The organism is Nocardia sp. FBN12, assembly GCF_050320175.1.
In the GTDB taxonomy this organism is placed as follows: Bacteria; Actinomycetota; Actinomycetes; order Mycobacteriales; family Mycobacteriaceae; genus Nocardia.
The window spans coordinates 714653-740911 of record NZ_CP190048.1; the positions used below are offsets into that span (position 1 = coordinate 714653).

At 67.9% G+C, this 26259-nt stretch carries 24 protein-coding genes and 1 other RNA gene; 13 read left to right on the forward strand and 12 right to left on the reverse strand.

Going from position 1 to position 26259, the window contains the following annotated elements; genetic code table 11:
- The first annotated feature begins 49 nt into the window (after window positions 1-49).
- On the forward strand, window positions 50-739 hold the full coding sequence (locus tag ACQHI0_RS03725) for a S1 family peptidase (protein ID WP_427906530.1): 690 nt from the start codon (window positions 50-52) through the stop codon (window positions 737-739).
- Between the two features lie 62 nt (window positions 740-801).
- Here the strand turns inward: ACQHI0_RS03725 and ACQHI0_RS03730 are convergent, their stop codons facing one another.
- Window positions 802-1557: a helix-turn-helix domain-containing protein gene (locus ACQHI0_RS03730; RefSeq protein WP_427909069.1), complete on the reverse strand. Its 756-nt coding sequence runs from the start codon at window positions 1555-1557 to the stop codon at window positions 802-804.
- A gap of 141 nt (window positions 1558-1698) precedes the next feature.
- On the opposite strand from ACQHI0_RS03730, the gene ACQHI0_RS03735 reads away from it, so the two are divergent.
- Window positions 1699-1887 (forward strand): hypothetical protein, encoded by a 189-nt coding sequence (locus ACQHI0_RS03735; protein WP_427906531.1) that lies wholly within the window; start codon window positions 1699-1701, stop codon window positions 1885-1887.
- A gap of 63 nt (window positions 1888-1950) precedes the next feature.
- On the opposite strand, the gene ACQHI0_RS03740 is transcribed toward ACQHI0_RS03735, so the two are convergent.
- A complete protein-coding gene (locus ACQHI0_RS03740) occupies window positions 1951-2838 on the reverse strand; it encodes an alpha/beta hydrolase (RefSeq protein ID WP_427906532.1) in 888 nt (295 codons plus the stop codon).
- 36 nt (window positions 2839-2874) lie between these two features.
- Between ACQHI0_RS03740 and rnpB the strand changes: the two genes are divergently transcribed.
- Window positions 2875-3282, forward strand: an RNA gene (gene rnpB / locus ACQHI0_RS03745) — RNase P RNA component class A.
- Window positions 3283-3342: 60 nt separating this feature from the next.
- Here the strand turns inward: rnpB and ACQHI0_RS03750 are convergent.
- Window positions 3343-3714 carry a hypothetical protein gene (locus ACQHI0_RS03750; protein WP_427906533.1) on the reverse strand — a complete coding sequence of 124 codons (372 nt, stop codon included), beginning with the start codon at window positions 3712-3714 and terminating at the stop codon, window positions 3343-3345.
- Between the two features lie 411 nt (window positions 3715-4125).
- Here ACQHI0_RS03750 and ACQHI0_RS03755 point away from each other — a divergent pair, with 411 nt between their 5' ends.
- Entirely contained in the window at window positions 4126-4458 is a 333-nt protein-coding gene (locus tag ACQHI0_RS03755; RefSeq protein WP_427906534.1) for a hypothetical protein, read from the forward strand.
- A gap of 91 nt (window positions 4459-4549) precedes the next feature.
- Window positions 4550-5959, forward strand: coding sequence for an RNB domain-containing ribonuclease (locus ACQHI0_RS03760; RefSeq protein ID WP_427909070.1), 1410 nt, complete (start codon window positions 4550-4552; stop codon window positions 5957-5959).
- A 13-nt stretch (window positions 5960-5972) separates the two neighbouring features.
- On the opposite strand, the gene ACQHI0_RS03765 is transcribed toward ACQHI0_RS03760, so the two are convergent.
- From ACQHI0_RS03765 to panB, 4 genes are all read right to left on the reverse strand, one after another.
- Window positions 5973-6830 (reverse strand): CHAD domain-containing protein, encoded by an 858-nt coding sequence (locus tag ACQHI0_RS03765; protein ID WP_427906535.1) that lies wholly within the window; start codon window positions 6828-6830, stop codon window positions 5973-5975.
- A gap of 4 nt (window positions 6831-6834) precedes the next feature.
- Window positions 6835-7797 (reverse strand): prolyl aminopeptidase, encoded by a 963-nt coding sequence (gene pip / locus ACQHI0_RS03770; RefSeq protein WP_427906536.1) that lies wholly within the window; start codon window positions 7795-7797, stop codon window positions 6835-6837.
- Window positions 7797-8183, reverse strand: a complete 387-nt coding sequence (locus tag ACQHI0_RS03775) for a hypothetical protein (protein WP_427906537.1) — start codon at window positions 8181-8183, stop codon at window positions 7797-7799. Before ACQHI0_RS03775 ends, pip begins: the two co-directional genes overlap by 1 nt.
- A 354-nt stretch (window positions 8184-8537) precedes the next feature.
- Window positions 8538-9392: a 3-methyl-2-oxobutanoate hydroxymethyltransferase gene (gene panB / locus ACQHI0_RS03780; protein ID WP_427906538.1), complete on the reverse strand. Its 855-nt coding sequence runs from the start codon at window positions 9390-9392 to the stop codon at window positions 8538-8540.
- 199 nt (window positions 9393-9591) lie between these two features.
- On the opposite strand from panB, the gene ACQHI0_RS03785 reads away from it, so the two are divergent.
- The 3 genes from ACQHI0_RS03785 to ACQHI0_RS03795 all read left to right on the forward strand — a co-directional run bounded on the left by ACQHI0_RS03785 (window position 9592) and on the right by ACQHI0_RS03795 (window position 15636).
- Window positions 9592-11124 (forward strand): alpha/beta hydrolase, encoded by a 1533-nt coding sequence (locus ACQHI0_RS03785; protein ID WP_427906539.1) that lies wholly within the window; start codon window positions 9592-9594, stop codon window positions 11122-11124.
- Window positions 11125-11245: 121 nt separating this feature from the next.
- On the forward strand, window positions 11246-12586 hold the full coding sequence (glnA, locus tag ACQHI0_RS03790; RefSeq protein WP_427906540.1) for a type I glutamate--ammonia ligase: 1341 nt from the start codon (window positions 11246-11248) through the stop codon (window positions 12584-12586).
- A 35-nt stretch (window positions 12587-12621) separates the two neighbouring features.
- Window positions 12622-15636: a bifunctional [glutamine synthetase] adenylyltransferase/[glutamine synthetase]-adenylyl-L-tyrosine phosphorylase gene (locus ACQHI0_RS03795; RefSeq protein WP_427906541.1), complete on the forward strand. Its 3015-nt coding sequence runs from the start codon at window positions 12622-12624 to the stop codon at window positions 15634-15636.
- Between the two features lie 55 nt (window positions 15637-15691).
- Here the strand turns inward: ACQHI0_RS03795 and ACQHI0_RS03800 are convergent, their stop codons facing one another.
- Window positions 15692-15895, reverse strand: coding sequence for a cold-shock protein (locus ACQHI0_RS03800; protein WP_056821080.1), 204 nt, complete (start codon window positions 15893-15895; stop codon window positions 15692-15694).
- A gap of 230 nt (window positions 15896-16125) precedes the next feature.
- Between ACQHI0_RS03800 and ACQHI0_RS03805 the strand changes: the two genes are divergently transcribed.
- Together ACQHI0_RS03805 and ACQHI0_RS03810 are read left to right on the forward strand one after the other, a co-directional pair.
- Window positions 16126-17130 (forward strand): hypothetical protein, encoded by a 1005-nt coding sequence (locus tag ACQHI0_RS03805; RefSeq protein WP_427906542.1) that lies wholly within the window; start codon window positions 16126-16128, stop codon window positions 17128-17130.
- 103 nt (window positions 17131-17233) lie between these two features.
- Window positions 17234-19747 carry a GmrSD restriction endonuclease domain-containing protein gene (locus tag ACQHI0_RS03810; RefSeq protein ID WP_427906543.1) on the forward strand — a complete coding sequence of 838 codons (2514 nt, stop codon included), beginning with the start codon at window positions 17234-17236 and terminating at the stop codon, window positions 19745-19747.
- On the opposite strand, the gene ACQHI0_RS03815 is transcribed toward ACQHI0_RS03810, so the two are convergent.
- Window positions 19744-20025, reverse strand: a complete 282-nt coding sequence (locus ACQHI0_RS03815; RefSeq protein ID WP_427906544.1) for a hypothetical protein — start codon at window positions 20023-20025, stop codon at window positions 19744-19746. The two genes, ACQHI0_RS03810 and ACQHI0_RS03815, sit on opposite strands and share 4 nt — an antisense overlap.
- A gap of 94 nt (window positions 20026-20119) precedes the next feature.
- On the opposite strand from ACQHI0_RS03815, the gene ACQHI0_RS03820 reads away from it, so the two are divergent.
- Both ACQHI0_RS03820 and ACQHI0_RS03825 read left to right on the forward strand, forming a co-directional pair.
- Complete coding sequence (locus tag ACQHI0_RS03820) at window positions 20120-21070, forward strand: endonuclease/exonuclease/phosphatase family protein (protein WP_427906545.1); 951 nt, start codon at window positions 20120-20122, stop codon at window positions 21068-21070.
- 76 nt (window positions 21071-21146) lie between these two features.
- Window positions 21147-22592 carry a metallopeptidase gene (locus ACQHI0_RS03825; protein WP_427906546.1) on the forward strand — a complete coding sequence of 482 codons (1446 nt, stop codon included), beginning with the start codon at window positions 21147-21149 and terminating at the stop codon, window positions 22590-22592.
- Here ACQHI0_RS03825 and ACQHI0_RS03830 read toward each other — a convergent pair whose 3' ends face one another.
- From ACQHI0_RS03830 to ACQHI0_RS03840, 3 genes are read right to left on the reverse strand one after another with little or no spacing between them, the layout of a single operon-like run.
- Window positions 22593-23054 carry a 6,7-dimethyl-8-ribityllumazine synthase gene (locus tag ACQHI0_RS03830; protein WP_266299114.1) on the reverse strand — a complete coding sequence of 154 codons (462 nt, stop codon included), beginning with the start codon at window positions 23052-23054 and terminating at the stop codon, window positions 22593-22595.
- A 35-nt stretch (window positions 23055-23089) separates the two neighbouring features.
- Window positions 23090-23926: a lysophospholipase gene (locus ACQHI0_RS03835; RefSeq protein WP_427906547.1), complete on the reverse strand. Its 837-nt coding sequence runs from the start codon at window positions 23924-23926 to the stop codon at window positions 23090-23092.
- The gene (locus ACQHI0_RS03840) at window positions 23923-25341 is read right to left on the reverse strand and encodes a M20/M25/M40 family metallo-hydrolase (protein ID WP_427906548.1); all 1419 of its coding nucleotides are present in this window, start codon (window positions 25339-25341) and stop codon (window positions 23923-23925) included. Before ACQHI0_RS03840 ends, ACQHI0_RS03835 begins: the two co-directional genes overlap by 4 nt.
- A gap of 119 nt (window positions 25342-25460) precedes the next feature.
- Here ACQHI0_RS03840 and ACQHI0_RS03845 point away from each other — a divergent pair, with 119 nt between their 5' ends.
- Window positions 25461-26204 carry a DUF4191 domain-containing protein gene (locus tag ACQHI0_RS03845; protein ID WP_056821069.1) on the forward strand — a complete coding sequence of 248 codons (744 nt, stop codon included), beginning with the start codon at window positions 25461-25463 and terminating at the stop codon, window positions 26202-26204.
- The last annotated feature ends 55 nt before the right edge of the window (window positions 26205-26259 follow it).

Below are 26259 nucleotides of genomic sequence, written 5' to 3' on the forward strand. Positions count from 1 at the left end.
GCGGACTGCCGCGGCCACACAGGAAAGGTACTTGATGAGGTTTCTACGGATGGCGGCGTTTGCGGCGGCCATCGCGGGGGTGCTCACCGCGTCCGCGGGTGCGGGTAGCGTGACGGCCGACCCGAGCGTGGTGCTCGGCGCCGCTTCGGGCATCGTCTTCGACAACAACTCCGGTTGTTCACTCACGGCCATCGGCCACGACAGCGCGGGCCGCCTCGTCGGTCTCACCGCGGGACACTGCGCGCCGACCGGTTCGCGCGTGGGCGCCGAACAGGCGCTCAACGCGGGCGTGATCGGCACCGTCGCGTACTCCGACGATGGCGACTACCTGGATTTCGCCGTGCTGCAACTGGATGCGTCGAAGGTGCTGCCGGTGCGCACCATCGGTCAGACCACCGTCGCGGGGATCGGCGCCTCGCCCGGCCCCGGCGCCACGGTGTGCTCGGACGGGCGCACCAGCGGTCGCAGCTGCGGCGTGGTGTGGGGTGAACTCGAGGGCACCTCGATCAACCAGTACTGCTCGCAGCCAGGCGATTCCGGCGGCCCCGTCGTCGTCGGCGACCGCCTGATCGGCATGAACCAGGGCCGCCTCACCGGCCTTGGCCCCGTCGACTTCGACGTCCCCTGCACCGGCGGCGCCAATCCGATTCACTCGCCCGCCTACTTCCAGCCGATCCAGGTCATCCTGGACGTGCTCAACCGCGCAGGCGGCGTAGGCGCGGGCTTCCAGCCCATCTGATCCACCCGCGAAACCACAAGGGGCGCAGCACCATACAGGTGCCGCGCCCCTTGTCGTATCGGTCAGGCGTGTAGCTTCCGCAGGGCCGCGGCGGTGGTGTCGTCGAGAGGATAGAAGAACTCGATGGCCAGTTCGGACAGTGTCACGTCGGCTGGTGCGCCGAAAGTGGCCATCGTCGAGAACATGGACAGTGTGCCGGTGGGTGTGGTGATGCGGATCGGCACCTGGAACGGTCCGGTGGATTCGGACGACGTCCGCGAATCCGGTGGCGCGGGATAGGAGTTCACCTCGTCGTAGAGGGCGCGCAGGCGATCGTCGCCGGTGGCTCCCACCTGGCGGCGCAACCGTTCGAGGAAGAGTTCCCTGACCTGGTGCAGGTTCTCCAGCCGCTGTGCGAGACCGTCCGGGTGCAGGACCAGCCGGTAGACATTCGGACGGGGGAGCAGCAGCTGCTCGGGAACGCCGGTCATCAGCACCGGCATGGCGGCATTGCCCGCGACCACGTCCCACCACCGGTCCACCACGACCGCCGGATACGGTTCGTGCGCGCGCAACATCGTCTCGATTGCCGCCCGAGCCGCCGAGAGTTCGGCGGCGTCGAGCCGCGACTCCTGATAGGCGGGCGCGAATCCGGCCGCGAGCAGCAAGGTATTGCGTTCTCGCAGTGGCACTTCGAGTGCCTCACACAGGCGAAGCACCATGGCCCGGCTCGGCTTGGATCGCCCGGTCTCCACATAGGAGAGATGCCGCGCCGAAGTATCCGCGGTCAGCGCCAGATCGAGCTGACTGAGCTTGCGTCGCTGCCGCCACTCGCGCATCAACGGGCCGACCCGGTCGCTCGTCGTCGTCACCGGGCCAGCGTATCGGCCCGCGCGCAGACACAGCCATGACCTCCGAGGTCATTGCCACGCTGACCCGCCCGCCGCACAGTGGGGTCATCCCAGAGTCAGGAGAAGACGATGACCTCGATCGCCGGCCCGCGACCCGGCCTGCTGCCCATGGTGTTACGCGTGGACGGCTGGAGCACAGGCCTTTTCGGCATTGCGATGGCCGCCACCGCCGGCATCGTCTTCCTCCTCACCGGCGCCGCCTTGGTCGCGACCTTCGCGGCCCTCGAGTACGTCGCTCTACGGCGGGCGGACCAGTGAGCGGTGCCCGCCCCACCGACGAGCAGCGTCCAGATCCGCACGGCCGCGGCGAATCCGGGCAGTTCAGGGGCGCAGGACCGACACCAGGAAATCGGTCTGGTCGCGCACTACCTGTTCGAAGACATCGTCGAAGTACACGTCGAAGTGGCCGACCGGATATTGCTTGACCACAGCGTGTTTGGTGCGTTCGGCGGCCTTGCGGGTGGGGCCCGCGGGGGCGATCGAATCGTTTTCGGCGATCGCGTAGAAGACGGGGACCTTCAAGGACTTCGCGCGGCGGCCGGGAGAGTCGAACAGGGTCGAGAAGGCGACGCGGGCACCGACTTTGGGGTCGTAGGTATCGCTCTCCTCGGCTAGTCGGCCGTAGCCCTCGGGCACATCGGTAGCGCTCATCAAGGCCGCGGAGCGTTTGCGCCCGGCCAGGCGGATGCGGATGGGTTTGCGCCGGATCGGGCCGAAGAGCAGGTCGGTGGCGGCGATGGTGGCGACCTTGGTCAGGCTGATCGGGCCCTTCGCCATCCCCGACGCCCACCCGCTGGTGAACGGCACCTGGGCCACCACGGCGGCGAGGTAGTCGTCGTCGGGCGCCACCGCGAGCACATGCCCACCGCCGAACGAGGTGCCCCACAAGGCGATCCGCGTGGCGTCGAAGCCCCGGATGCTGCGCGCGTAGGCGATTGCGGCCTTCCAGTCCTGCCGCTGACGAGCGATGTTCAGTACCTGGCGAGGGGAACCCTCACTGGCACCGAAATTTCGGTAGTCGAAGGCCAGCACCCCCATTCCCGCGGCGACGAACCGCCGCGCATACCGATCCAACCCCATCTCGCGGGTCGCCCCGAGCCCGTGTCCCATGATCACCAACGGACGCGGACGAGGCGCGCCGTCGGGCAGGTAGAGCCACGCGGCGCACTGCTGGTCACCCGAAGGGAAACTGACGTCGACACGTTCCATGAGTCAATACCGTAGCGAGTACTCTGTACCGGCGGGCGAGTCGGCCGGGCGACCGCGGTAACGGGAACGGGCACATTCAGTGTCGCTGCTCGGTGCCGAGGAAAGTCCGGACTCCACAGAGCAGGGCGGTTGTTAACGGCAACCCGGGGTGACCCGCGGGACAGTGCCACAGAAAACAAACCGCCGCACGCACGTGCGGTAAGGGTGAAACGGTGCGGTAAGAGCGCACCAGCGCCCCGGGTGACCGGGGCGGCTAGGTAAACCCCGCCCGGAGCAAGGTCGAAGGTCGCATCGGCAACGGTGCGGCTGCGCAGGTGTTCGAGGGCTGCTCGCCCGAGCCTGCGGGTGGACCGCTCGAGGCACCCGGCAACGGTGTGTCCAGATGGATGGTCGCCCCCCGATGCGAATCGGGGACAGGATCCGGCTTACAGGCCGGCTCGCCCGCCCACGAAACGCGAAGGCGGCGGCTCCCCGCGGGGAGCCGCCGCCTCGCTTCGCTGACAATCAGCACATCAGCTTGGACATCTGGTAGACGGCCGTGGCCTCTTCGGTGGTCGGGGTGGTGTCGCCGTTCTTGGCCGCCTTGATGATCGTGGCGACAGTGTCGGCCTCGGACTTGCCCGCCTTGATGTCGGAGCAGGAATGGTTCAGCACCGCGGCGATGGTGGCGTCGTCACGACCCTCCGACAACTTCGGGAAGGCGCTGCGGTAGCTCACCACGAACATGCCCGCCTTGCTGGCTTCGATCTGGAAGGCGGGTGCGGCGGTCGTGCTGGCGGCGGGGGAGCCCGCGGCGGAAGAGTCGTCGCTGCAGCCGGCCAGAAGCAGGGCGAAGACGGTGGCGCTGGCCGCGATGGCGGCGGTAGTTCTACTCACGGAGCGGGATGCTAGCCGCCCAGGAAACACGCCGCTTCCCGTGTGGTTAACGGGAAGCGACATGTTCAGGGTCGAAGCGGTGAGCTACAGCGGGTTGATCGCCAGCATATGCGCCCAGTAGCTGGCCGCGTCCGGTCCGAGGATCGGCGACAGGTAATCGAAAATAATCCACGACATGCGTTCGCAAACTCCCATTTGTCGACGTGAGTGCTGCGCGAGGCGGCAGTTGCCGAGTGCGCCGCCGCCACAGTAACAATTGCCCGGTATGTCGCCGTGCTCGTGTGTCGAGACGGTGAAAATGCGCTGGAACTCGCCGGGAACGTGAGCGAGGTCATAGAGTGATCGCCGTCGGCAGGGCTCGCCACTTCCTCGGGCCCAACACATTCGATCGCGGAAGCAGGTCACATTTACATGCGGGTAGTTCGTTCCATTGTCGCCGGTGCATTGATCGCCGGAGCCGCTGCGGTTTTCGCCTCGCTGGGTGCCGGTTCGGCGAGCGCGGTCGCGGTGACCCCGCTCTCCGGCGGGATTCAGGTCGACCTCAGCCACGCTGACACCACCTGGGTGCACCAGAACCGGTTCGGCCTGACCCTGGCAGGTCTGCCGCACCCGTCGGCGGCCTCGTTCGGTCAGGCGCTCGACGCGGCCGCGACCGTGTCCTCCGCCGTCCCCAACGGCCGGGTCACTTTCACCGTGTACGGCCCGATCGATCAGCTCAACGGCACCATGCTCGCTCTGCAGTAATACTCGCTAGTCTGCGAGTGTGGACTCAGAACACACGACGAGCACTTCACCGGATCGGGGTCGGACGGCCGGCCTTCAACTCCATCAGAGGATCGTCTCGGCGCCGGTAGACTTCGGCGCCATCCGTTCCGAATTCGGACTGGCCTCGGATTATCCGGCCGAGGCCGTCTCCGACGCCCGCGACGCGGTAGACGCGTTCGCGGGCACCCGGGTCGACCGGACCGACATCGAGTTCGTGACCATCGACCCGCCCAGCGCGCTGGATCTGGACCAGGCGCTGCATATCGAACGCACGCCCACCGGCTTCACCCTGCACTACGCGATCGCGGATCTGGGTGCGGTGATCGTGCCCGGCAGCGCGCTCGCGGCCGAGGCCGAAATACGCGGGCAGACCTTCTATCTGCCCGACGGCAATGTTCCGCTGCATCCGACGGTGCTGTCCGAAGGCACCGCGAGTCTGCTGCCCGGTGTCGACCGGCCTGCCGCGTTGTGGACCATCGAGCTCTCCGATGATGCTGTGCCGCTGACTTTCTCGGTGACGCGGGCGTTGGTTCGTTCCCGGGAGCGATTCGATTACGCGCAGGTGCAAGCCGCCGCCGATGCCGGAACCTTGCATCCGTCGCTGGTGGCATTGCCCGAATTCGGGCGGCTGCGCATCGAAGCGGGCTTGGCTCAGGGAGCGATCTCGCTGCGGTTGCCCGCGCAGGAAGTAGTTCCCGACGGCGAGGGCTGGCGGCTCGAGCTCGAGCCTCGGACCGACGCCGATGACTGGAACGAACAGGTTTCGCTGCTCACCGGCATGTGTGCGGCGCGAATCATGGTGGAGCACAACGGTATCGGCCTGCTGCGCACGATGCCGCCACCACCGCCGAGTGCGATCGAATCGATGCGGCGCACGGCCGCGGCGCTCGGGGTGCGCTGGCCTGCCGAGATGCCGGTGGGGCGGATGCTCGCCGGGCTCGACGCGAATTCGCCCGCGGCGCTGGTATTGATGTCGGAGGCCACCGGGTTGTTGCGTGGGGCCAGCTACACCTCGTTGGCCGAGCTCGATGAACCGTCGCCGGAGCAGTTGACGCACAGTGCGATCGGGGCGCCGTACGCGCATGTGACGGCGCCGCTGCGGCGGTTGGCCGATAGGTTCACGACCGAGATCTGCCTGGCTCACTGCGCCGGTGTCGAAGTGCCGCAGTGGGTAACGGACGGGGTGAAGGCAGCCGCGGAGACGATGCGGCGGACCGACGCTGTCGCCGGCAAAGTCGATCGCGCGTGCGTCGATCTGACCGAGGCCACGGTGCTCGCGCCGCGCGTCGGCACGGATTTCCCCGCCGTGGTTCTGCGTGCCGCCAACGGGTCCCGGCCTGCGGAGGTCTTCGTCAGCGCGCCGCCGATTCTGGCCCGGTGCGAAGGCGAGCCGCCGGAAGGCGAGACCGTCGCTGTGCGACTGGCGATCGCTGATCCGGCGACTCGCACGATCGGGTTCGAATACGACGGGGCGCGTTGACAGTCGGGCTCCGTCAGCCCGCTGCGGAGATGAAGGCGGCGGCAGCGGGGTAGTGGGCGATGGCCCGGCCCGCGGCTGCTTCCTCGGTGTCGGCCAGGAGTTCGTAGATGGTCGATGCGGGGGCGTGCGTGCCCGCGGCCACCACCAGGATCGCTTCGCGGGATTCGACGGCGTCCCGGTGGTCGCCGAGCACCGATTGCAGGCGTTTGGCCCGGGCGCCGAGATCGGCGGCGTCGGGGCCGAGGACCGTGCCCGCGGCTTCGCAGGAATAACGTAACCGCTTGGCGCCCTTGCGGATGTCGTGCAGGAGTTCCACCCGGTCGGCCGGGGTGGCGGTGGGTTCGGCGAACACCAACTTGCGCAGGCGCTTTCGATCGCGACGCAAGACTTTGTCGAAGACAACGGTGGCGTCGTCGCGGGCGAGTTCGGGAGCCAGCGGGGGATCGGTGCGCCAGGTTTTCAGGACTTTGCGCAGACTGCGGTAGCGCTTGCCGTCCAGCGCCGTCAGCACCACTGCGTGGGCATCGGTGTAGGCCTGGCGGGAGGCGCCGACCAGCGCTTCGGTGACCTCGGCCGGGACTGCGTCGTAGGTGGCGAGCAGGTCGGTGAAGCGCTCGCCGCGGACCTCGGCGTCTCTGGCCACGCCGAGCAGATCGGCCAGCCACTTCAGCTCCGCTCCGGTGGCGGCGGCCTCGTCGGCGTCGAAGAGCTTGCGATAGGAACGCAGGACACTGCGGAGCCTGCGCGTGGCCACACGCATCTGATGGACCGAATCGTAGGCGTCGGCGCGGACGTCCGGTTCGGCGGCGAAAAGCCGGTCGATGTCCTCGCGTAGTGCCGCGACGACAGCTTTTCCCGCCTTGTGCGCCATGATGTCAGCCTCGCTTCCCGAACGTATCGGTCGCCTCCACCAGGTGATGGGTGATGCCGGGCTCGTGCGCGGTATGCCCGGCGTCCTCGACGATGTGCAGGGTCGAGGACGGCCACGCAGTGTGCAGATCCCATGCGCTCGCCGCGGGGCACACGATGTCGTGGCGGCCCTGCACGATCACACCGGGGATGTCGGCGATCCGATCTATGTCTCGCAGCAACTGTCCCTCGTCGAGGAACCCGCCGTGGCGAAAATAGTGGTTTTCGATCCGGGCGAACGCGAGGGCGAAGCGTGCCTCGGCGGTTTCGGCGACCCGATCCGGTTGCGGGATCAGCGAACTCGTCGCACCTTCCCACGTCGACCAGGCGACGGCGGCATCGAGCGCGACCTGCGGATCGGGGGAGTGCAGCAGCCGGTGGTACACCTCGACGAGGTCGTCCGCGCGTTCCTCGACCGGCACCGGCGCCAGGAACTTCGCCCACTCGGCGGGGTACACATTGCCTGCGGCGCCGTTGTAGTACCAGTCGATTTCCTTGCGCCGCAACAAGAAGATGCCGCGCAGCACCAGCTCCGTCACCCGCTCCGGGTGGGCCTGGGCGTAAGCCAAGCCGAGGGTCGACCCCCACGAACCGCCGAACACCTGCCAGCGGTCGATCCCGAGTCGCTCGCGCAGCAGTTCCATGTCGGCGATCAGGTTCGGCGTGGTGTTGCCGTCGAGGCTCGCGCCATCGGCGATGTGCGGCATGGACTTTCCGCAGCCGCGCTGATCGAACAGCACGATCTTGTACACGGCCGGATCGAAGAAACGCCGCTGCAGCGGGCCGGTGCCACCGCCGGGGCCGCCGTGGACGAACACCACCGGCTTGCCGTCGGCGTTGCCGCTGACCTCCCAGTACACCGACTGGCCGTCACCCACGTCGAGAAGCCCCTGCTCGAGCGGTTCGATCTCGGGGTAGAGGGTACGCATCAGAACGCCAATCCCGCGGCGAGGGAGGGCAATTCGAGGGCGGTGAGCGCCTCGGTCCGCACCTCGGGGCAGCTCTCGGTGGTCACCCGGTCGATCATCGCCTTGTCGGCGAGCACGTGGCCGTTGATGCCGCCGTTGCGCAAGCCCCAGTCGTGCACCATGGCGTTGAGCGAGATTCTGCCGAGGGTCGGGCCCTGTACGCGGAAGTTGGACAGCTCGGGCTTGATCATGTCGCACAGCTGTGTGGCGGATGAGGGGCTGATGGTCAGAGTCCCGGCGGGCGTCGTTGTCGCCGCGGACGAGGTGGTGGTGCCCGCGCTGCCGGAGGGCGCCGGTTGTACACCCCCACACGCGGTCAGGGAAGCGACAGCGAGCGAGCCCGCCATCAACAGCACAGAACGGGAAATCCAACGGCGTCGCGGCATCGGTACCTCTGGTAGTCGAACAGTGTCGTTATCGAGTCTGCCATTGGTGCGTTGGGTGTGAGAGCGGGGAATTGGGGTTTGGGTAGTCCTGAAGGCGCTGGCTGTGTTTATTGGAGCGCTGGCGCGCTCGAGTCGCGGCCCCTAGGGGCCGCCGGTTAGGCGCCGTTGCTTGCTCCTTCGTCGCCTACGCAACGGCGCCTAACCGGCGACCCGGCCGCGACCGGCCACTTCGTGGCCGTCCCTCCCTAAGGGTCGGGAGGGCGGTGGTTGGGTTTTGTGGGGTGTGGAAGACGGGGACGGTTTGTTGTTCTGCGGTCAGAAGCTGTGTTCGGGGCCTGGGAAGGTGCCTTGGCGGACTTCGGCGGCGTATGTGGCCGCGGCGGTGCGGAGTTCGTCGCCGACGTTGCCGAAGCGCTTGACGAACTTGGCGGTCTTGCCGCTGGTGTAGCCGGCCATGTCCTGCCAGACCAGTACCTGGGCGTCGCAGTCGGCGCCGGCGCCGATGCCGACGGTGGGGATGGTGAGCTTGCGGGTGACCTGGCCCGCGATCTCGGCGGGGACCATTTCCATCACCACCGAGAACGCACCGGCTTCCTGCACGGCGATCGCGTCGGCGACCAGTTGCTCGGCGCCGTCGCCGCGGCCCTGCACGCGGAAGCCGCCCAGGGTGTTCACGCTCTGTGGGGTGAACCCGATGTGGGCCATCACCGGAATGCCGGCGGAGGTGATCAGCGCGATCTGCTCGGCGACCCGTTCGCCGCCCTCGAGCTTCACCGCGTGCGCGCCGCCCTCCTTCATGAAACGGATGGCGGTCGCCAGCGCCTGCTGCGGCGAGGACTCGTAGGTTCCGAACGGCAGGTCGGCGACGACCAGCGCGTGCGGTGCGCCGCGGACGACACCGCGCACGAGCGGGATGAGCTCGTCGATGGTGATCGGCACGGTGGTGTCGTAGCCGTACACGACATTGGCGGCGGAATCGCCGACCAGGAGAACGGGGATACCGGCTTCCTCGAACAGCCGGGCGGACGAGTAGTCGTAGGCCGTCAACATCGACCAGCGCTCACCGTCGACCTTCATCTGCTGTAGATGCTGGACGCGGGTCTTGCGGCGTGGTTTGGTCTCGGCGGGAGTGGCACCGTAGGCAGGACTCTGCTCATCGGATACGGACATCATCGTCCCTTTCGTCTGGTTCCTCGAGGCCCATACCGGGTCCCCGGGCTTTTCTGACAATCCCAGTGTGCCACCTGCGTACGCGCGGATTTAAGGCCCGGTGGCGGTGTGATCGGTCACATCGTCGATTCGGCTACCGTGATACGAGCCCATCCGGGCGCATTGTGTGCGCCGCAGGGCGCGGAAAGGTGGGCCCACTGTGCAGCGAGGCCGGCTCGTCGTGCTCCTCGGCGCTGTCTCTGCGTTGATCGTCACCGGATGCAGCACCGGCGAGGGCAGCGCACCCCGCGCTGAACTGCCCCCGTCCCCACCCGGCCTGAACGCCTTCTACGACCAGCAGATCAGCTGGGGCTCGTGTGCGGAGTACGGCAGCCCGGAGGACCGGTTGCCGCCCAATACCGAGTGCGCGCGCATCACCGTGCCGATCGATTACGCGCGCCCGGACGGCCCGACTGCCCAGATCGCGCTCTCGCGGATCCCGGCCACCGGCAAGAAGGTCGGCTCGCTGCTGATGAACCCGGGCGGGCCCGGCGTCTCCGGCCTGTCGATGGTCGGCGTCGGCAACCGCACCGAACTGGCCGAGAAGTTCGATCGGGTCGGCTTCGATCCGCGCGGTGTCGGCTCGTCGGTGCCCACAATCGTCTGCCTGACCCCACAGCAGGCCGACGCCGAACGCGCCGAGCCGCCCACCGACAACACCCCGGCCGGCATCGCCGACGCCGAGGCCGACAACCGCGAGTACGCCGACCGCTGCGCCCAGCGCTCGGGAGTCGACCTGCTCGGACACGTCGGCACGCGCGAGGTGATCCAGGACATGGATGTCATGCGGGCGGTCCTCGGTGACGCGAAACTGAGCTACCTCGGCTACTCCTACGGCACCCGCCTCGGCTCTGCCTACGCCGAGAAGTACCCCCAGAACGTCCGCGCGCTCGTGCTCGACGGTGCCGTCGACTCCTCCCAGGACCCAGTCCAGGAATCGCTGCGCCAAGCGGCGGGCTTCCAGGGCGTGTTCAACGCCTACGCCGACGACTGTTCCAAGAACGCCGATTGCCCCCTCGGCACCGATCCGGCCAAGGCGGTCGCCCGCTTCCGCGAGCTGGTCGGCCCGCTCGAGCAAACCCCGGCGCCGACCACCGACCCGCGCGGCCTCAGCTACAACGACGCCATCACCGGCGTCCAGCAGGCCCTCTACAGCGACGATCTGTGGCAGATCCTCACCCAGGGCCTCACCGAATTGCGCGCGGGCAACGGCGACACCCTGCTGCAACTGGCCGACATGTACGACGGCCGCCGCGCGGACGGCACCTATTCCAATACGCAGGACGCCTTCAACGCGATCCGCTGCATCGACGATCCCCGCGTCACCGATCCCGCGGTGACCGGTCGCCAGGACACCGAATACCGCAAGGCCGCCCCGTTCCTCGACGACGGCAAGGGCACCGGCGCGGCCCCGCTGGAACTGTGCGCCGCCTGGCCGGTGGCCAACACCAGCTCTCCGCACCGCATCTCGGCGCCCGGGCTGCCCAAGACGGTGGTGGTCTCGACGACCGACGACCCGGCCACGCCCTATCAGGCCGGTGTCGACCTGGCCGCCCAGCTCGGCGCCGACCTGATCACCTTCCGCGGCAACCGGCATACCGCCGCGCTCGTGGCGGGGGATCAGTGCCTCGACCGCGCGGTGATCGACTACCTCGTCGATCTCGCCACGCCCGCATCCGGTCTCACATGCTGAGAGTGACTTTTTCTCACCGCGCCCCGTCGTGGCCGGTGAGATGTGCGAACGATGTGACGAGATCGCAAACCCGTCCGCGTATGTAACACGGATTTAACGCCGGGTGCTTACGCTCGCCGGTATGGATCGCCAGAAGGAATTCGTGCTGCGGACGCTCGAAGAACGGGATATCCGCTTCGTCCGTCTCTGGTTCACCGATGTGCTGGGCTACCTCAAGTCCGTCGCGATCGCCCCCGCCGAGCTCGAAGGCGCCTTCGAGGAGGGCATCGGCTTCGACGGCTCGGCCATCGAAGGCTTCGCGCGCGTGTCCGAGGCGGACATGGTGGCGCGGCCCGATCCGTCGACTTTCCAGGTGCTGCCCTGGGCCAGTTCCAAGGGTCACCAGCACTCGGCGCGGATGTTCTGCGACATCGCCATGCCCGACGGTTCGCCGTCCTGGGCCGATCCGCGCCACGTGCTGCGCCGCCAGCTGAACAAGGCCGCCGACGCGGGCTTCAGCTGCTACGTGCACCCCGAGATCGAGTTCTTCCTGCTGAAGAGCCAGCTCAAGGACGGCTACGAGCCGACCCCGGCCGACAACGGCGGCTTCTTCGACCAGGCCGTGCACGACGCCGCGCCGAACTTTCGCCGCCACGCCATCGACTCGCTCGAGTCGATGGGCATCTCGGTCGAGTTCAGCCACCACGAGGGCGCTCCCGGCCAGCAGGAGATCGACCTGCGCTACGCCGACGCGCTGTCGATGGCCGACAACGTGATGACCTTCCGCTACCTGATCAAAGAGGTCGCGATCGACGAAGGCGTGCGCGCGACGTTCATGCCGAAGCCGTTCTCGCAGTACCCCGGCTCGGCCATGCACACGCATATGAGCCTGTTCGAGGGCGAGAACAACGCCTTCGCCGATCCCGACGACCCGAACAACCTCTCGGGCACCGCGCGTTCGTTCATCGCGGGCATCCTCGAGCACGCCCCCGAGATCAGCGCGATCACCAACCAGTGGGTCAACTCCTACAAGCGCCTGATCCACGGCGGCGAAGCCCCGACCGCGGCCTCCTGGGGCCGGTCCAACCGGTCGGCGCTGGTGCGGGTGCCGATGTACACGCCGAACAAGTCGTCCTCGCGTCGCGTCGAGATCCGCAGCCCAGACTCGGCCTGCAACCCGTACCTGACCTTCGCGGTGCTGTTGGCCGCCGGTCTGCGCGGCATCGAGAAGGGCTACGACCTGCCCCCCGAGGCCGAGGACGACGTCTGGTCGCTGACCGATGCCGAGCGTCGCGCCATGGGCTTCCGCACCCTGCCCGGCACCCTCGACGAGGCCCTGCAGGCGATGGAGCGCTCGGAGCTGGTCGCCGAAACCCTCGGCGAACACGTCTTCGACTTCTTCCTGCGTAACAAGCGCCGCGAGTGGGCCGACTACCGCAGCCAGGTCACCCCCTGGGAGCTCAAGGAGTACCTGAGCTTGTGACGTGACGCAGTCGGTGGCGTAGTAGTTTTAACCCCATGGTCCGGCCACCGACTGCCCGCTCCGCTGTACCCGGCGTCGGCCGGCTCGGTTTGCTCGAACCGGCAGCGGCGGACTCACTGCACCAGCTCGGCTGGGACAACGTCGACGGTGTACCCGTGCTCTGGGCACTGTCGCGTTCGCCCGATGCCGATCTCGCCCTGTCGACGCTCGTGCGGATACGCGAATCGCTCGAAGACGCCTGGCCTGAACTGGATTCGGCGATCCGGTCCGATACCACCCTGCGCGGCAGGCTGTTCGGGTTGCTCGGGTCGTCGACGGCGTTCGGCGACCACCTCGTCGCCGTCCCGGACGCGTGGAAAGTGCTGCGTCAGAACGAACTTCCCTCCCGCGACGAGCTGATCGCCGATCTGCTCGACGCCGTGGACGCGACACCGGAGACCGGACCCAACGCGGGACCGATGCTGTTCCGCGCCGGTATCGCGGGTCCGGAAGCAGTGGCGTTGCTGCGCAGCAGATATCGCGATCAGCTGATGCTGCTGGCAGCGGTCGACCTCGCCTCCACGGTCGAGAACGAACCGGTTCCGCCGTACCTGGTGGTCGGCAAGCACCTGTCGGATCTGGCCGATGCCGCGCTCACCGCCGCCCTGTCGGTCGCGGTGGCCCGGGTGTGCAAGGACGGCCCGGTGCCGGTGCGCCTCGCGGTGATCGCGATGGGTAAATGCGGTGCGCGCGAACTGAATTACGTCAGCGATGTCGACGTGGTGTTCGTCGCCGAACCGGCCGACGCGACCGCGACCCGGTTGGCCGCGGAGATGATGAGCGTCGCGAGTTCGGCCTTCTTCGAGGTCGACGCCGCGCTGCGCCCCGAGGGCAAAGCGGGCGCCCTGGTGCGCACCCTCGACTCCCACCTCGCCTACTACAAGCGGTGGGCGCGCACCTGGGAGTTCCAGGCGCTGTTGAAGAACCGGCCGATGACCGGCGATCTGGAACTCGGCAAGCAGTACCGCGACGCGCTGATGCCGATGGTCTGGACCGCGTCGGAACGCCCCGACTTCGTCGCCGACGTCCAGGCCATGCGCCGCCGAGTGGAGGACCTGGTCCCCGCCGACATGCGCGAGCGCGAACTCAAGCTCGGCGCGGGCAGCCTGCGCGATGTCGAATTCGCTGTACAGCTCCTGCAATTGGTGCACGGCCGGGTCGACGACGCGCTGCACGTGACCAACACCGTCGAGGCGCTGACGGCCTTGGCCGCGGGCGGCTACGTCGGCCGCGACGACGCCGCCAACCTCGCCGCGTCCTACGAATTCCTGCGCCTGCTCGAACACCGCCTGCAGCTGCAGCGGCTCAAGCGCACCCACACGCTGCCCGCCGCCGACGACGCCGACGGCATGCGCTGGCTCGCCCGCGCCGCCCACATCCGCCCCGACGGCCGCCAGGACGCGGTCGGCGTGCTCGACACCGACATCCGTCGCAACGCCGTGCGGGTGCGGCGCCTGCACGCGAAACTCTTCTACCGTCCGCTGCTCGACGCGGTCGCCCGGATGGACTCCGACGCCCTGCGCCTGAGCCCCGACGCCGCCGTCCGCCAGCTCGCCGCCCTGGGCTACGGCGCACCGGCCAACGCGCTCGGTCATCTCAAAGCACTCACCGGTGGCGTCTCGCGCAAGGGCCGCATTCAGGCGCTGCTGCTGCCGACGCTGCTCGAATGGCTCGGTGACACACCGAATCCCGACGCGGGCCTGCTCGCGTACCGGCGCGTGTCCGAGGGGCTGGACGACCAGATCTGGTTCCTGCGCGAACTCCGCGACGAAGGCGCCGTCGCCCAACGTCTGATGATCGTGCTCGGCTCCTCGGAATATCTGCCCGACCTGCTGATCAACGCCCCGGACACGATCCGGATGTACGCCGACGGCCCCGGCGGTCCGCAGCTGCTCACCACCAAACCCGAAGATGTCGCCCGCGGCATGCAGACCGCGGCGGCCCGCTACGACGACCCGAAACGCGCTGTCGCGGCGGCACGTTCACTGCGCCGCCACGAGCTGGCCCGCGTGGCCTCGGCCGACGTGCTCGGCATGCTCGACGTCCCGCAGGTGTGCGCCGCACTGTCGTCGGTCTGGGTCGCGGTACTCGAGGCGGCACTGAGCGCCGTCATTCGCGCTTCCGAGGCCGAACGCGGCGCGCCGGCACCCGCCGACTTCGCGGTGATCGGCATGGGCAGGCTCGGCGGTATGGAACTGGGCTACGGCTCCGACGCCGACGTGCTGTTCGTCTGCGATCCGCGCCCCGGCGAGGACGAGGCCACCGCGGTGAAATGGGCCAACGGGATCGCGGAACAGGTCCAGCGGCTGCTCGGCGCACCGAGCGTCGATCCGCCCTTGCAGGTGGACGCGGGCCTGCGCCCCGAGGGCCGCAACGGGCCGCTGGTTCGCACGCTGGCCGCCTATCAGGCCTACTACGCCCAATGGGCCCAGCCGTGGGAGGTGCAGGCGCTGTTGCGCGCCCACCAGGTGGCAGGCGATCAGGATCTGGGCGTGCGTTTCCTGCACGTCATCGACCCGATCCGTTATCCGGCCGGCGGTGTTTCGGAGGAATCGGCCCGCGAGATCCGCCGCATCAAGGCCCGCGTCGACTCCGAACGCCTCCCCCGCGGCGCCAACCCGTCCACCCACACCAAGCTGGGCCGCGGCGGTCTCGCCGACATCGAATGGACCGTCCAGCTCCTGCAGCTGCGCCACGCGCACGAGGTTCCCGCCCTGCACAACACCTCGACCCTGCAGGCCCTCGACGTCATCGGGGCCGAAGGCATCCTCGAACCCGAAGACGTCGCGCTCCTGCGCGAATCGTGGATCACTGCCACCGCCGCCCGCAACGCCCTGGTCCTGGTCAAGGGCAAACCCACCGACCAGCTCCCCGGCCCCGGCCAGCTGCTGTCGGCGGTCGCCCGGGTAGCAGGCTGGCCCAACGACGACGGCAGCGAGTTCCTCGACACCTACATGCGCATCACCCGCCGCGCGAAAGCGGTCGTCGAGCGCGTATTCGGGGGCGAATGAGGACATGAAAAAGCCCCGCACCACTGGTGCGGGGCTTTTTCAGTTCACGCCGAAATCAGATGGCGCGGACGTCCTGGGCCTGGGGGCCCTTCTGGCCCTGGCCGACCTCGAACTCCACCCGCTGTCCCTCTTCGAGGGACTTGAAGCCCGAGCCGCCGATAGCCGAGTAGTGAACGAAGACGTCGGGGCCGCCTCCGTCTTGGGCGATGAAGCCGAAGCCCTTTTCGCCGTTGAACCACTTGACGGTGCCTTGAGTCATGTTTTAAAAGTCTTTTCCGTAGGTGAGCCATGGCGATCACTTGCGATCAGCCCAGTCTCAGCAACCCAGTATGCCATACTCGCCAGCAAACCGCGCCTTTCGGGTCGCCACACCGGAATGTGGGCGGAGTTTGCCGTGGCAGACCGGTGTGTCGCGGCCGCAGGCAACCGATGTGTGCGCGCTTTTCCCATCAGGTCGCGGACTGTGTCAATCTGGGCACCATGGGTGAGATGAACAGTGGTCACGTCGACCTGGCAATGCGAGTGCTCGACGCGCACGTGGCGTTCACCAAGCAGCAATTGCGCGAACCAGAGGGCTTCCTCGAGTTCGTCACCGAGGAGGTCGACGGCGCGCTCGACCAAGCCGCGGTGCTGACCCTCGCCGAGGCGGTCACGCGCGAGCAGATCAAAGCGGTCGCGCACAAGTTCGCCGTGCAGGTTCCGGTGGAGGGCGCGATTCCCGAACTCGTCGGTGAGATCGCGACGCGGCTGTACAACCATCGCGCCAATGACGAGATCGAGGTCGGCGAACTAGTCGACAACCGCCGGTTCGACGAGCTGATCGACGCTGTCGCCGATCTGGATCTCACCCACCGGCTGGTCCGGTTGGTGCTCGACAGCCCGGTCACCGTCGACGCGTGCGTCGAGGCGGTCCAGCGTGCGGTGGTCACCGCGGTCGACGACGGCTTACACCCCGACGGTGGCGGCCTGACCCGTTCGCTGCGCAGCGCCCTGTCGAGACTGGCCGAACCCGCGATGCCCGCGATCGAGAACGGCGTCGGCAGGCTCACCCGCACCGGCGCGCGATTCGTGCTGCGCGGCAACAGCGGTGATGCCGACGACGTGCTGCTGGACAGTGCCCGCGAGACCTGGCGCAAGCACACCGGCGACGCGGTCGGCTCGTTCCGCGAACTGGTCTCGGCCGACGATGTCGAAGACATCGTCGTGCTCATCTTCGAATTCTGGCGCTCCTTCCGCGATACCGACTACTTCCACGCCCTGCTCGACGAGGGCATCGACCACGTTTTCGACAAATACGGCGACACCCCCCTTGCCGAATTGCTGGCTGAGCTGGGGGTGGGGCGCGCGGAGATGATCGAGGAGGCGCTGCGTTTCGGTCCGCCGGTCCTCGAAACACTCGACGAGCGCGGGTATCTCGACACCGTGTTGCGGCGCAGGCTGGCTCCGTTCTATGCCTCGCAGGCTTTCCGGACCGCCGTGTCCGGGATGGAGTAGAAGCGCCAGTTCCGTTCGGCCGCTGGCATGTCGGGATGTGTCGGTACGATCCGTGCAACGATGGGGCGCTTGTCCGCCACCGGATCTCGATCGAAAGGCTGCCGTGACACGTCTGTCCACCCTGCTCGACCAGATCGACTCCGGTGCTGTGCTGTTGCCCGAATTCCAGCGTGGGTACGTGTGGAACCGCGACCAGGTCCGTGGACTCATGCGGTCGCTGTATCTCGGGTATCCGGTCGGTGGATTGCTGGTGTGGGAGACCGGGTCCGAGGAGATCGCGGTGCGCGGGTCGACGACCGGCTCTGGGCTGCGGCAGTTGCTGCTCGACGGGCAGCAGCGCATCACCACGCTCTACGGGATCGTGCGCGGGACGGCGCCGTCGTTCTTCGAAGGCGACGAGATCGCCTTCACCGGATTGCATTTCGATGTCGAGCGTGAGTTGTTCGAATTTCAGGTGCCCGGTCGCGATACCGCGCCGGCCTGGATCGATATCACCGAATTGTTCGCTCAGGGCCCGATGCACTACCTGGCCAGGTTCCCTGACGAGTCACCGGAAACCCTTGCCCGCTATCTCGATCGGCTGAACAAGGTTCGCGAGGTCACCAACCGCGAGTTCAATGTCGAGACCATCACCGGCTCGGACCGCACGGTCGACGAGGTGGTCGACATCTTCAACCGGGTCAACTCCGGCGGCACCAAACTGTCCAAGGGCGACCTCGCCCTGGCCACCCTGTGCGCGCAGTGGCCCCAGGCTCGCGGCAACCTGCGCGACCACCTGATCCGCTGGGACAAGGACGGCTACACCTTCACCCTGGACTGGTTGCTGCGCAACGTGATCGCGGTCGGCAACGGGCGCGCGCACTTCGACGCGCTGGGCGATCTGGCGCCCGCGGAATTCGAGCAGGCACTGGTGGACACCACCAAGCAGGTCGATACCTTCCTCGATACCGTGGGCGGCAGGCTCGGTCTCGATCACGACCGAGTCCTCATGGGGCGCTACGCGATTCCCGTGATCACCCGGCTGCTGTTCCTCAACGGCGGCGGCTTCGACGACGATCTGCACCGCGATCGAGTGCTGTACTGGTACGTGCACTCCGCGCTGTGGGGCCGATTCAGTGGCTCCACCGAGACGTTCCTGCAACAGGATTACGACACCCTCGAACGCGGCGGGATCAACGCGCTGATCGGCTCGCTGGAACGGCTGCGCGGCGGCTCGCTCGACCTGTGCGCCGACGATTTCGCCGGTGCCACCCGCGGTTCCCGGTTCTATCCGCTGCTGTACATGCTGACCCGCGTCGACGGTTCGCGCGATCTGGGCACCGGCTCGGAGCTCGGCATCGAGCAGTTCGGTGAGCGCACACCGGTGCAGGTCCACTACCTGTTCCCGAAAACCCTGCTGCGCGACGCCGGTTACGAACGCAACGAGATCAACGCGATCGCCAACTTCTGCTTCCTCAGCCCCGGTTCGGAGGCCGAGCTCGGTGAGCGCGAGCCCGCCGACTACTTCGCCGAGATGGAGCGACGCAACCCGGGTGTGCTCGCCTCGCAGTGGATTCCGACGGACCCGGCGCTGTGGCGGGTGGAGAACTACCGAGAGTTCCTGCGGGCGCGCCGCAAACTGCTCTCCACCTCGGCCGACGCCTTCCTGGAGAAGCTGCGCACCGGCAAGCTGCACCGCCCGACCCTGCTGACGGTGGGTGTGGCCGGGGTGACCATCGGCGATCCGGCGGTGGACCAGGTCAACGCGCTGGTCGACGACCTCATCGCCGACGGCTTCGGCTTCCCGCTGCTCGACAGCGAGGTCTCCGACCCGGTCACCGGCCGCGAACTCGCTGTCGCCGAAGCCTTTTGGCCCGAGGGCCTACAGCCCGGCGTCGGCATGCCGGTGGTGCTCGTGCTCGAACCGTCCAACGCCGACCTCACCCGCTTCGCCCAACTGGGCTACGCGGTGTTCACCTCCGTCGACGCCCTGCGCGGTTACGTCGACAACCTGCGCGTGGAGGCCTCCGGCGACACCGGCTTCGACGGCCCGGCCGCCGACCTGGCCGTGCTGGCCGACCGCCTGCCCGCCACCTGGGTCGGCAACTCCGAACAGGTCTGGTTCCGCTTCGCCTGGAATCAGCTCGAGAAGGACCGGGTCGAGGGCCCCGACGCTCACCTCGGTCCCGAACAGCTCGCCCTGCGCTACATCGCGCTGTGGGCGCTCACCCGCACCTTCTACATCCACGCCTTCGACCAGGGCAACCCCGGCGAATGGCGCTACTTCCTCGGCGACGCGATCGGCCCGAGCCCGCTGGTCCCACGCGCCTGGCTGGCCCAGCGCGCCGTGGAGTCCGGTGCGCTGGCACCCGGCATGCCCCCCGGAGACGAGGACATCGCGATCGCGCTGGTCCACGGGGTCATCGAGACCGTCGACGAGGTAGCCACCGCCCTGTCGCACATCCTCGGCGGCCCCGGTCTCTTCGCGTCCCTGTGGGCGTCGGCGGGCGCCGCCGAGCACTACGGCTACCCCCTGTCCACCGACCAGATCAACGACCTCATCAACCAGGTCGTCAACGACCCCCAGTCCCGAAAGATCCAGGCCTACAACTGGATCGAGGCAGGCCTGCCGCTCTAGCGCTGACCGGTCGCGCGCTGAAAGGTCGTGACGAAATCGGTCAGCGCGGTGCGGTCCTCGATATCGGCCGGTCGATAGCCGCGGTCGGCCTCCACCGTGATCGTGGTGCCCGCGCTGACGGACAGTTCGTCCCAGCAGACCGGGAGAACCGGGAGTTGGACGGTGCGCTCGCCGATGGTGATGGTGATCGCCGAGGTGTACTTGTTCGCGACGGTCATCAGCTCCTCGACCGCGTGCTCGGTCAGCGGCCCCGCCGCGGTGAATTCCTCGATGTACACCTCACGCCTCCTGGTCGGCGGCCATTGTAGGCCCTCAGGAAGTCCTCATGACGGTCATAAGGGACTCGAAAGTCGCGCCGCTTAGGGTGGCCGCATGATGCGTAAATGGGTGCAGCGAACGTTGCTGGTGCTGGGGTGGGGCGCGGTGGTCGCGGCGGTGGCCGGGATCGTGTTGCATGTGGTGGACTGGCCGCAGAAGTCGATGGTGCTGCTCGCGTCGGGGGCGATGTGGTTGATGCTCGGCGCGGTCGTCGGGCTGGCGTTGTTGCTGCTCGCGCGGGGGTGGCGCAGCTCGGGAGCGGCGGCGCTGGTGCTTGCCGGTGCCGCGTGGTTGGTGGTGCCGTCCTACATTCCGGAGGCCAGGGCCGCCACGGGGCCGGAACTCGTGGTGCTGCAGTCCAACATTCTGTTCGGGCTCGCCGATCCTGTCGCGGTCGTCTCGACGGTGCGTGACAACAACGTCGACGTGCTCACCGTCGAGGAGTTGACCAACGACTCGATCGTGCGCTTGCGCGACGCGGGTCTGGAACAAAGGCTGCCCTACTTCTACTTGGAGCCCGCTCAGTCCGGCGGGGGTGGCACCGGCATCTACAGCCGATACCCGTTGCGCGACATCAAGAAATACGACGGGTTCACCATGAGCAATATCTCCGCGACCATGGAACATCCACAGCGCGGCCCGATGTCGGTGTTCGCCTTTCACCCGATCCCGCCTAATCTCGACTTCGCGGCCTGGTCGGCGGAGATGCGCAAGATCGACGAAATCCTCGCGGCGACAAGTGTGCCCGCGGTCGTCGGCGCGGATTTCAATGCGACACATGACCATTCGGCCTATCGAGCCCTGCTCGACGGCGCCTTCGCCTCGGCCGCCGACCAGACCGGCGACGGTGTCCTGCTCACCTACCCGGCGGATCGCCGATGGGGACCGGTGATCGGGATCGATCACATCCTCGTCGCAGGCGGCGTGGCCGAACAGATCCGCACGCTCACCATCCCCGGCTCCGACCACCGCGCGGTGCTGGCCACGATCCGAATGGACCTGTGACAGCAGTCGTTTACGATGTGATCGCTCGATAGCGGACCGCACGACGGTCCGCGTCATTTCCCGGGGAGGACAGCGCATGAGAAGACATCGGTTCGGCGCGGCCATGGCAGCTTTGGTGAGTATCGGCATGCTCGTATCCGGTTGCAGCGCGACAACAGTCGCCAGCGACCAGGCGCAGCCGGTGATGGACAACCCGTGGGAGGTGGCGGGCGCGGCGTCGTCCACCGGACCCAGCGGATCGCGCCCCGGTGTGCCCGACACCGACAAGAAGGCCGAGAACGGCGACAACGGCAAGATCGACAAGCTCGCTCTCAACGCCATCGCCGACATCGAAGAGTACTGGCAGACCGAGTATTCCAAGACCTTCCGCGGCAATTTCAAGCCCGCCTCGAAGTACATCTCGTGGTCGGCGAAGGCGCCGGAAGCGGAGTCGGTGCAGTTCTGTAAGAGCAGCACCTACAAGCTGGTCAACGCGGCGTACTGCCCGCTCGACCACACCATCGGCTGGGACCGCACCGTCCTGCTGCCGCTGCTGGTCGACAAGTACAAGGAGATGTCGGTGGTGATGGTGCTCGCCCACGAGTACGGGCACGCCATCCAGTCCCAGGCCGACCTGCTGCGCGGGCTCCTCACCGACGCCCTGGTGAAGGAGCAGCAGGCCGACTGCCTGGCCGGTGTGTTCCTTCGCCATGTGGCAGAAGGCAATTCGAAGCACTTCACGCTCAACACCACCGACGGCCTCAACGGCGTGCTCGGTGCGACCGTCGCCGTGCGCGACCGCGACCCCAATGATCCCGACGCCGTGCACGGTTCGGCGTTCGAGCGGGTCACGGCGGTGCAGATGGGATACACCCAGGGCGCCAAGTCGTGCAAGGACATCAACGAGGACGAGATCGAGAAGCGTCGCGCAGGCCTGCCTGTCACCTTCGAAGAAGGGGAGCGCGACGAGCAGCTCCCGGTGAACAAGGACACGCTGACCACCCTGGCCGCCCAGCTGGGCAAGTCGATGCCGGTGAAGAACGCGCCGAAGTTCGACTACGCGGGTGTCACCCGCAACTGCTCCTCGACGACCACCACCGAGCCGGTCTCCTACTGCCCTGGCTCGAACACCATCGGCACCGACATTCCCGCGATGGCCAAGCGCGCGGGCGAGGGGGCCAGTACCAAGGAGGAGCCGCTGTCGGCGGTCGTCACCGGCGACTACAACGCGGCGGCGGTGTTCGTGTCGCGTTATGCCCTCGCGGTGCAGCAGGATCGCAAGCTGTCACTGTCGGGTGCAGAGTCCGCCGGTCTGCGCACCGCGTGCCTGACGGGTGTGCTCACCACGAAACTCAGTGAGCCGGGCAGTGATCCGCGCCTGTCGGCCGGTGACCTCGACGAGGCGGTCTCGGGCCTGCTCGCCGACGGCCTCGCGGCCGCCGACGTCAACGGCAAGGTGGTGCCGAGCGGATATCAGCGCCTGGAGGCTTTCCGCACCGGTGTCCTCAGCGGTGAACAGGCCTGTCTGACCCAGTTCAAGTAGTCAGCGAGACGTAGGCAGCGACCGCAGGGAGCTGAGGGTGTTCGCCACCGCGCGGGCAGCCTCGGCTCCCTTCGTCACGAAGTGGTTGGTGTAGTAGTCCACGTGCTCGCTGTGCTCGTGGAAGTGGTGCGGAGTGAGCACCACCGAGAACACCGGCACATCGGTGTCGAGCTGCACGCGCATCAGGCCGTCGATCACCGCGGTGGCGACGAAGTCGTGGCGGTAGATGCCGCCGTCGACGACCAGGGCCGCGGCGACGATCGCCTCGTAGCGGCCGGTGCGAGCCAGGCGCTGGGCGTGCAGCGGGATCTCGAACGCGCCGGGGACGTCGAACACCTCGACGACCGCGGGGTCGAACCCGAATCCGGTGTATTCGGCGAGGAAGCCCTCGTGTGCCTTGTTGACGATGGAGCTGTGCCAGCTCGCGCGGATGAAGGCAACGGCGCCGGTAGACGTGGTCATGAGTGGTGAGTCTACTAGGTCACCCGAGCGCGAACTTACTGATCGGTAACATGGGCTGTCAGCCAGTCGGTGACATCGCTGAGTACCTGTGGACCCTCGGGTTCGTTGAACACCTCGTGGTAGAGCCCCGGGTAGCGCAGGACTGTCACGTCGACCGAGCCCGCGTCGCTTTCGAGCAGATCGGCGCTCGACGGTGCCGCGATGACATCAGCGGTGCCGTGTAGCACCAGCAGCGGCGCGGTAAGCGCACCGAGCCGTCGCTTCACCAGCGCGGTGTGTTCCAGGATCTCCACGGCGGTGCGCGCGGGCAGTTTGCCGCGGAAGACCAGCGGGTCGTCGTCATAGGCGCGCACCACCTCGGGGTCGCGGCTGATCGTGGACGAATCCAGTGTCAGCACACCGAGATTAGGCGCGAACCGGGTGAGCAGGGGAGCGGCGAGGCGCTGGATCGGGTTGCCGAGCGGGATGTCGAGGGGTGGTGCGGACACCACGACGCCCGCCACGTCGACCGGTCCGCGGGTCGCCAGGTGCAGTACCGCCAGGCTGCCCATCGAATGGCCGAGCAGGAACCGCGGGACACCCGGATGGGCGGCACCCGCGAACTCGAGCAGCGTCGCGACATTGTCGGCGGCGCCCTGCATCGAACCGATATTGGCCGCGGGCCCCTCGGACAGTCCGTGCCCGATGTGGTCGAGCGCGTACACCGCGAACCCCGCGTCGGCCAGGGTGGCGCCGACGTGCTCGTAGCGGCCCGAGTGTTCGGCGACGCCGTGCACCAGCACCACCACCGCGCGCGGGGCCGTCTCGGGTTGCCATGCGCGCCAGGCGATCTTGCCGCCGTGGCCCGCGAACTCGCCCGTGTCCGTCGTCATCGTGGCGCTCCTGTGGCTTCGGGCGCCGCGGCGAGCCGCTCGATCAGACGCCGGTTGAACTCGATCAGCCGAGCGTAGTTGAGTCGTGAGATCCGCTCGTCGGTTCCGTGGATCCGCGCCAGGTCGGCGGGGGTCAACACGATCGGCGCGAAGTTGCAGCGGGTCGTGGCCAAGCCGTCGTAGTGGCGTGCATCGGTGGCGCCGGGAACGATCCCGGTGGTGGTCACGATTCCGGGCACCACGCTCGCGGCCAGCTCGGCGACCAGGTCGAACGCCGGGCCGGGCGGGGTGAACCGCGAGGGCTCCGACGCGGGTCCGACGAGGTCGATCGCCACGCCGATATCGCGGATCACCCGAGCGCAGTGCGCGAGCACCGCCGCCACCGAATCACCGGGCAGGATACGGAAATTCACCAGTGCCTCGGCGCTCTGAGGGAGCACGTTGGCCTTCACGCCGCCGCTGATGACCGTGGGTGCGGTGGTGGTGCGGACGAGGGCCTCGGTGGTCGGGCCCGCCGCCATGATTCTGGTGAGGAGCGGTGCGGCCAGTGTCGCCATCGCGCGCGAGTCGGTGAGTGCGAGCAGCCGGCGTCGCGGCTCGGGAAGTGCTTCGCGCATGCGGGCGAGCATGTCGCTGATCACCGGCGTCAGCCGCAGCGGCATCGGATGATCCTGCACCCGCGCGACCGCGCGAGCCAGCCGTCCCACCGCGGTCTGCTTGCCCGGCATCGACGAGTGGCCGCCGGTCTCGGTGACCGAAAGCCGCACCGTCGCATAACCTTTCTCGCCGAGCATGATGCTGGCCACCGGGCGGTCCACGCCGTCGGCGACGCCCTCGGTGATCACCCCGCCCTCGTCGAGCAACAGTTCCGCGCGCACGTCCTGGTCGCGTAGGTACTCGGCCATCCGCACCGCGCCGCCGTCGCCGAAGACCTCTTCGTCGTGCCCGAACGCGAGGAACATGGTGTGGCGCGGGCGAATTCCGGCTTCCAGTGCCGATTCGACCGCTTCCAGCACGGCCAGCACACGACTCTTGTCGTCGATCGCGCCACGGCCCCAGATGAATTCGTCGTCGACGACACCGGCGAACGGGGGATGGGTCCAGCCGTCTGCGTCGTCGGCCGGCACCACGTCCTGGTGGGCGAGCAGGATCGCCGACACCGTGCCCGGCTCGACACCGTCCCAGCGGTAGAGCCTGCTGTGGCCGAAGGTCGTCGATGTCAGCTCGGCGTGCACGCGCGGGAACGAGGTCTCGAGGTGGGTGGCCAGGCGCGCGAACTCCGTGTCGGCGGTGTGCGCGGGATCCTCCGTCGACACCGTCACGCACTGCAACGCGACCGCCAGCCGCCGGGCGACCTCGTCGTCGACACCCTCGGTGACGGGGGAGAGGGCAGCGTTCTCGGTGATCGGGCGCACCTGCGCCATTGTGGTCTCTGTCGGCGCGGTTTGCCCGCCAAAGGTGCCCGAAACGCCGGGATCGCGGTCCGGTGTGATGCGGTCCGACGCTCCGGCGACGCGCCATCTAAGCTGGCACCATGGCAGGAGGCAAGGGCGGCAAGCCGTCGAAGGAAGCCAGGGCCGCGGCTAAAGCGGCCCGTAAGCAGGCATCACGCGAGCGTCGTCAGCAGTTGTGGCAGGCGTTCAACATGCAGCGCAAGGAAGACAAGGCGCTGCTGCCGCTGATGATCGGCGCACTGGTCGGCACCACGGTGGTCTTCTTCCTCATCGGGCTGATCTTCGACATGCAGTGGTTCCTGCTGCCGCTGGGTCTGCTGCTGGGTGTGCTGCTGGCATTCATCCTGTTCGGGCGCCGCGTGCAGAAGAACGTGTACCGCAAGGCCGAGGGTCAGGCGGGCGCCGCGGCGTGGGTGCTGGAGAACCTGCAGGGCAAGTGGCGGGTCGCCAACGGCGTCGCCGCGACCACCCAGCTCGACGCCGTGCACCGCGTCATCGGCCTGCCCGGGGTGATCTTCGTCGCCGAGGGTTCGCCGCAGCGGGTCAAGTCGCTCATTCAGCAGGAGAAGAAGCGCACCGCCCGCCTGGTCGGTGACACCCCCATCTACGAAGTGATCGTCGGCAACGAGGAAGGCCAGACTCCCCTCAAGGAGCTGCAGAAATACCTCACCAAGCTGCCGCGCAACATCGATGTCAAGCGGATCGACCAGATCGAGGGCAGGCTCTCGGCCCTGAGCTCACGCAGTGGTCCCGCGATGCCGAAGGGCCCGATGCCCCCCGGCGCGAAGATGAAGGGCATGCAGCGCGCGATCCGTCGCCGCTGAACCGCACTACCGTCTCGAGCCCGTCACCTGATCGCAGGTGACGGGCTCGTGGCGT

Coding starts and splice junctions, on each gene's coding strand:
- ACQHI0_RS03725 (WP_427906530.1), top strand. CDS start 50: ATGGCGGCGTTTGCGGCGGCCATCGCGGGGGTGCTCACCGCGTCCGCG.
- ACQHI0_RS03730 (WP_427909069.1), bottom strand. CDS start 1,557: ATGCGCGAGTGGCGGCAGCGACGCAAGCTCAGTCAGCTCGATCTGGCG.
- ACQHI0_RS03735 (WP_427906531.1), top strand. CDS start 1,699: ATGACCTCGATCGCCGGCCCGCGACCCGGCCTGCTGCCCATGGTGTTA.
- ACQHI0_RS03740 (WP_427906532.1), bottom strand. CDS start 2,838: ATGGAACGTGTCGACGTCAGTTTCCCTTCGGGTGACCAGCAGTGCGCC.
- ACQHI0_RS03755 (WP_427906534.1), top strand. CDS start 4,126: ATGCGGGTAGTTCGTTCCATTGTCGCCGGTGCATTGATCGCCGGAGCC.
- ACQHI0_RS03765 (WP_427906535.1), bottom strand. CDS start 6,830: ATGGCGCACAAGGCGGGAAAAGCTGTCGTCGCGGCACTACGCGAGGAC.
- pip (WP_427906536.1), bottom strand. CDS start 7,797: ATGCGTACCCTCTACCCCGAGATCGAACCGCTCGAGCAGGGGCTTCTC.
- ACQHI0_RS03775 (WP_427906537.1), bottom strand. CDS start 8,183: ATGGCGGGCTCGCTCGCTGTCGCTTCCCTGACCGCGTGTGGGGGTGTA.
- panB (WP_427906538.1), bottom strand. CDS start 9,392: ATGTCCGTATCCGATGAGCAGAGTCCTGCCTACGGTGCCACTCCCGCC.
- glnA (WP_427906540.1), top strand. CDS start 11,246: ATGGATCGCCAGAAGGAATTCGTGCTGCGGACGCTCGAAGAACGGGAT.
- ACQHI0_RS03795 (WP_427906541.1), top strand. CDS start 12,622: ATGGTCCGGCCACCGACTGCCCGCTCCGCTGTACCCGGCGTCGGCCGG.
- ACQHI0_RS03800 (WP_056821080.1), bottom strand. CDS start 15,895: ATGACTCAAGGCACCGTCAAGTGGTTCAACGGCGAAAAGGGCTTCGGC.
- ACQHI0_RS03805 (WP_427906542.1), top strand. CDS start 16,126: ATGAACAGTGGTCACGTCGACCTGGCAATGCGAGTGCTCGACGCGCAC.
- ACQHI0_RS03820 (WP_427906545.1), top strand. CDS start 20,120: ATGATGCGTAAATGGGTGCAGCGAACGTTGCTGGTGCTGGGGTGGGGC.
- ACQHI0_RS03825 (WP_427906546.1), top strand. CDS start 21,147: ATGAGAAGACATCGGTTCGGCGCGGCCATGGCAGCTTTGGTGAGTATC.
- ACQHI0_RS03830 (WP_266299114.1), bottom strand. CDS start 23,054: ATGACCACGTCTACCGGCGCCGTTGCCTTCATCCGCGCGAGCTGGCAC.
- ACQHI0_RS03835 (WP_427906547.1), bottom strand. CDS start 23,926: ATGACGACGGACACGGGCGAGTTCGCGGGCCACGGCGGCAAGATCGCC.
- ACQHI0_RS03845 (WP_056821069.1), top strand. CDS start 25,461: ATGGCAGGAGGCAAGGGCGGCAAGCCGTCGAAGGAAGCCAGGGCCGCG.